This is a genomic window from Anaerobacterium chartisolvens, assembly GCF_003337415.1.
Taxonomy (GTDB): Bacteria; Bacillota; Clostridia; order Acetivibrionales; family DSM-27016; genus Anaerobacterium; species Anaerobacterium chartisolvens.
The window spans coordinates 1-5,861 of the sequence record NZ_QPJT01000055.1; the positions used below are offsets into that span (position 1 = coordinate 1).

General features: G+C 39.8%; 3 protein-coding genes. 2 read left to right on the forward strand and 1 reads right to left on the reverse strand.

The window, feature by feature from the left end; all coding sequences use genetic code 11:
- Positions 1–113: 113 nt before the first annotated feature.
- On the reverse strand, positions 114–1,145 hold the full coding sequence (locus tag DFR58_RS21305; protein WP_114300455.1) for a PocR ligand-binding domain-containing protein: 1,032 nt from the start codon (positions 1,143–1,145) through the stop codon (positions 114–116).
- A 283-nt stretch (positions 1,146–1,428) separates the two neighbouring features.
- Between DFR58_RS21305 and DFR58_RS21310 the strand changes: the two genes are divergently transcribed.
- Positions 1,429–3,303, forward strand: a complete 1,875-nt coding sequence (locus tag DFR58_RS21310; protein WP_114300457.1) for a dienelactone hydrolase family protein — start codon at positions 1,429–1,431, stop codon at positions 3,301–3,303.
- A 252-nt stretch (positions 3,304–3,555) separates the two neighbouring features.
- Positions 3,556–5,718: an alpha/beta hydrolase gene (locus DFR58_RS21315; RefSeq protein ID WP_114300459.1), complete on the forward strand. Its 2,163-nt coding sequence runs from the start codon at positions 3,556–3,558 to the stop codon at positions 5,716–5,718.
- Positions 5,719–5,861: the final 143 nt, after the last annotated feature.

Genomic DNA, 5,861 nt, shown 5'->3' on the forward strand with positions numbered 1-5,861 from the left:
TGCTCTCGGCATAATCATCACCTCAGAATATATTGCTTTATGAGATATATTATACCTCCTTTGTGTAATAATTGTCAAGAACAAATGTTCTAAAAACAGGGGCGTCCCTTACTCTATTTTGGTAAGTTCTTTTTATAAACTAAAGGTGTTACGCCTGTTTGTATTTTAAACTTTTTAATAAAGTAGCTTACCTCATCAAAGCCCAGGGATTCACTTATTTGATTTATGGGCATTTCTGTCTTTTCAAGGAGATCCTTGGCAAACATAACTTTAAGCTTTACAAGGTATTTTGAAAAATACTCGCCTGTTTCCTTATAGAACATGCGGCTAAAATAGCTGGGACTTATATGACAAATTTCTGATACGGTTTTTAATGAAATTTTTTCGCTTTTATGCATAAATATATATTCTATAGCAGGACGTAATAACGGTGAAAAAATAGTAATTTTTTTATCAAAGGTCCCTAAAATATATGCGTCAATAAGTGTATCAGACATCTCTTTTTTAATTTTCTTAATATTTTCAACTCCATAGCCTACAATTTTTTCCGACCTGCTGCTAATACGGTCATCCTGCGTTACACTCGAGTACATGTCAATTGCAAGCTGCTTTTCCAATGCCGCTTCAATTATATAATTGCATAGCTGAAATAACATCTCGGAAACCGACTTAACCTGTTCATAAGATAATGTGGGTATTGCTTCATATTCGTTCCGCAATAGTGATAATTTATTTGATGCCTGTTTTGAGTCGGAAATATAGGACATACGCTCCAGACCTTCAGTAATTTCATTTGGAGGGAGCTTAACCTGTCCAGCCATTACTGCGCCAAGATACTTGTCATCTATAATGATTGGAATAGCGACATCAATAATATCGAAATGGCAAAAATAGATATAGGGCTTGTTAGTTCTTACTGCCTCAAGCCCAGCTCGCGAATCACATTTCAGGCAATAGGGCAGAAATTTTGGGTCTTGCCTGACCTGGCTGCAAAAGTCACAGCAGCTGCTGTGGTCAGTAATTGGTATACCCTTGTAGTCTATGGTGATTATAGCCATTTTTGCAGCTACTGCGAGTGAATCCTGGAGCCTTTGCCATTTTTCCAAATCCAGAACATTATTAAGTGATGAATGTACTTTTTTCATTTTAACCTCCAATATGGGTATGACCATTTACATAAAAACAATCCTATGAACAAAATTATACTATTTTAAATCAAGAATGACAAGATATTACGATTGCCAATTACAACATCCTGTCATTACTTTTCTATATGTGTGCACAGAAATGTTGATATAATTCAGTTATAGGAAGATCTTTTAATTAAACCACCACAAATATGACAGATGAAAAATGTAACGGGGGAGGGGTTGCAAGCTTTAAAACGGAGGGGTAAAATGTAAATTTATTTAGAGGAAGGTAAATTATATGGGAAGCAAAAGGAATCTTGCAAAAATATGGTTGTGTATAGCACTGGCTCTATGCCTCATCAGTATGATAGCATCTAACCTGCTTCTGACTTCAGGAAAAAAAGTTAAGATTAATGACCTCAATATTGCAATACCGAGCGGCGAGACGATCAGAGTGTATGAATACCGTCCTGACACCGCGACAAAGAATAATCCCGCGCCTGCTGTGGTTTTCAGCCACGGCAATGACAGCACTCTGCAAACACATCAGGATTATGCGCTTGAACTGGCACGCCGCGGCTTTGTGGTGTTTGCACTTGATATTACATCCGCAGGCCATTCTTCGCAAGTGCAGGATGCGAGCACGATAGGCTTTGGAATGTACGATCTGGTCAATTACGTATACTATAATCTGGATTACATTAATAACAAGAAAATAGGAATTGCGGGCTATTCAAAGGGCGGAAACAATGTCTACGACACAATGATCGCATATGGGAAGGAACAAGCCCAAGCCCCCGATAAATATATACAGCGCGTGAATTCCGCACTGATGATAGACCCGAAATTTGGTACCACGGAAAATTTTGCTACCGGCATAAATGTCGGCTTTGCGTGCGGTACACATGACCCATATAGTCGAATCAGCTTTAAACCGGTTGATGGTTATATTCCGGGAGACCTCACCGTCAAGGCTGAGATGAAGCAGTTTGTAAACGACGGAGTTCCGGGGACATTCAGCGAAGCCGACATGGGCAATCCAGACGTAAAAGTTAAATTAGGAACGGCTTATGGAAGCTTTGAAAAAGGAGATGCACGTCTGGTGTACAATCCGGAATACTCAACACATGCTTCAGGGGTCTTTTCCAAGAACTCCATCAGGGATTTCGTCGACTTCTTCTGTAAAGCTCTTGGTGCTCCGAACTATATTGACCCGTCCAATCAGTTAAGCGGGTGGCATAAATTCTTCGCAGCAGTAGGATTGCTCGGAATTATCATAATGATAGCTCCGCTTACGATATTATTGCTCGGCCTCAAAGTGTTCAGCCCTCTTAATAAGAATACGGGCGAGCCTGTAGTTGAGTTCAATTCACGTGTAAAGAGAGTCTATTTTATTTTGTCCGGGCTTATTCTGAGCTTCATATTGCCTCTTACTGCAACCAAATTTGGTACCGGCCCTTCAAAATTTCTTTCTCTCAATGGACATGCGGGAGTAAGCAAATTTTTCCTGAACAGTTGGCAAAACAATATTGTATTCTGGCTGTTTGTCAATGCAGTCATAGTTCTCGCAGTATTCATGGCAGCTTATTTCATCTTTTATAAAAAGAGCGGTATTTCCTTACGCGACATGGGGATCTCGGCGTCATGGCGGGGAGCCCTCAGAACGGTGCTTCTCGCAATAACGGTATTCAGCATCTGCTATATTGTCGTGTGCTTTGCAGACTATACACTTAAAGTCGACTTCAGGCTCCAGGATCTGACGTTCCCTGTATTGACATGGAAGCATCTGTTGGAATGTATGCATTATGCCCCTTTCATAATATTCTTCTGGTGCATCAACTCAATGAATATGAATGCGCTCAATAGGATAAAGGGAATGAAGGAGTGGCAGAACCTGCTGCTTTGCATAGGTCTTAATATCGTAGGAATAGTTGTTGTTCTGACTATCTACTACAGCAAGCTTTTCGGTACAGGAGTGGGATTAAGTACCCCGTTCAACTGGAAATACTATACTACTATGCTTCTATTTGTCCCCATCGCAATATCAGGTACGATTATCAACCGTGTGGTATACCTTAAAACAAAAAATGTATTCGTAGGCCCGGTTATTTTTGGAACTATTGCAACTATTTTCTCGACTGCAGTCATGATGCTTCCTGATTATCTTTACTGATTTCAATTGACAACCGGAAGAAGCACTTATTGCGGTTAAAGGATTAAATTAAGGAGCTGTTGCCAATTAAATTACAAGCTTTTGCCGGTATCATTAAGGAATACTAATGATACCGGCAGATTAACAATGCAACCCCACGATGTTTTTGACCTGATAACAACCTATGAACTCACATTAAATGTTTATGACAGAATAGGAAAAGTGTATGGCCCAGATTCTGTAAAACACAAAATTTAAAGGAGGAATAATTACATGGGAGAAATTGCAGTGGACAAAAGATCAAGGTTTGGAGGCTTGTTTAAGACCTCTAAAGGAAAATGGAAGCTGCTGGGGTTGATTGTTTTAATAATAGTTGTTAGCAGTTTTATCGCGATGTGTTTGAGTACTGATTTCGGAAAAGTAAATGTTAAAGACATTAGATTTGATGCAGAAGGAGCAATACTTGACGCCACATTATATACTCCTCTTGGGGTCAATGCAAATGACAAGCTTCCTGCAGTTGTTATAGCACACGGTTCGGGCGTATCGCATGGAGTTATGGCAGGAACGGCGGAGGAGCTGGCACGCCGTGGATTTGTCGTTTTAAATGTAAGTGCATACGGATCTGGTTCCAGTGAAAATTCGGATACTGTGGAGTCAGGTAAAAGGGGCGGTTTCGATACCCCGCAGGGGGTATATGATGCTGTACTGTATTTACGTACTCTGAAATATGTCGATCAAACGCGTATCGGTATTACCGGGCATTCCATGGGAGGAAGACGCATTACTGCTGCTGCTGTATTGGATGGCAGCTATCTTTCTTTGAACGATATGATGATTAATACGCTTCATGATACTTTTGGTCAACAGTTTACAAAGGATGAAATCAATATTGATGCTGATATGCTGGCAAAGCAAAGACTTTCTGAGGATCAGCTTCCATGGTACAATCAACTGAAAAAAGAGTCTGAGGACTACTTGTCTGTCAGGATCAAAGGCGTTTTAAATCTCGGAGATGCCACTACGGACTTCTTTGCACCCCGAAAAGTAACTGTCGGCGGGCACGAAGTTATCCGTACCCCTCAGGTTAATGGCGGCTTCCTTATTGGTATATATAATGAGGGAACTGCAGGACCCGCTATAAAAAACGAAAGTTCGGACAAATTACGCGAAATATATCAAACCGGAGACACTAATATCGTACGGGACATATGGTATCAGATTCACCCCTATACCAGTGATGCAACTCCATCCAGCGAAAAGATCGGCAATGTGTGGGAGACATCGGTGTTGTCTTCACAGGCTTTAGCAGATGCAATCAATAACCGCAGCGCAAGGATATTTTTTGCTCCGGCTGATCACCATTCCCAGGACTTTTTATCACCTGAGGCTACTTCTGATGTTGTAAAGTTTTTTGAGCAAACAATGAGCTATAATAATGGTGAGCTTACTGATAAAAATACCGTTCCGCTCGATTCAAAAAACAGTATTTTCCTATTACGTGAGATACTTAACGGCATTGCAATGATTGCACTGATTCTGGCATTAATTGCACTTGCATCAATATTACTTGATACAGCCTTCTTTAAAGCATGCAAATTAAATGTAGCAGAGCCTGTGTGTGAAAAAAGAAGCAAGCCTTTCTGGATTATTTCAGCAATTATTTTTGCATTCAGTTGCTGGGCGATAGCCTGGGTTGGGAGCAATGGTCTGAAATTCAGATTTACATCCACGTTTTTCTCGTTGGATTTCACCGTTAACATCATTATTGCATACTTAATTTTTGTGGCTGCTGCATCACTCATTGTATTAGCTGCTTACAAATTAATATCTGGAAAAAAAGCAGAAATAAAATATCTTGAAACCTTCAATATCAGAATGAAATTCGGCACATTCGCAAAAACATTACTGCTCAGCTATATACTCTTTTTGGCAGCGTATATTTCAATGTCAATATTGAAATTTATGTTTAACGAGGATTATCGTTTTTGGATGGCAGTCATGACGAAAATGAATCCTCAGAATTTCATGCTGATGTTACGATATGGCCTCGTTATTTTCCCGACATTCTTGTTGAGCGGGATTATCATTAATTTTGGCAGGATGAAAGATATGAGTGAGGGCAAAAATACTGCGCTCAATGTTATTCTGGCATGTCTGCCTGTTTATCTTGTAGCAATCGTCAGCTATGGTGTTATGTATCTTGGGGCAAACAATTATACACCTTTGTATGCTTTTGTGACAACATGGACGCTGCTCATCACCATTCCGCTTACTGCGTATATAAGCAGAAAAATGTATAAGTTTACAGGGAGTATATGGCTTGGAACGTTTTTAAATACCTTCCTTGTCACATGGATGTTCTGCAGCTCACTTTCTTCCAGCGAGTTATATCTTATTGGAAATTTCTTTACTAAATGGCTTGGAATTGGCTAAGTATTCACTTCTTCCCCAACAACAAAAGTGTTGTTGGGGACGCCAGACCAATGTCATAAAGCTATAGATACAAAATTTGGTATTTAGCCATTCTCTATAATTGTAACACAAACTTAATACAAAAATGCAAAAAGGCACTTGAC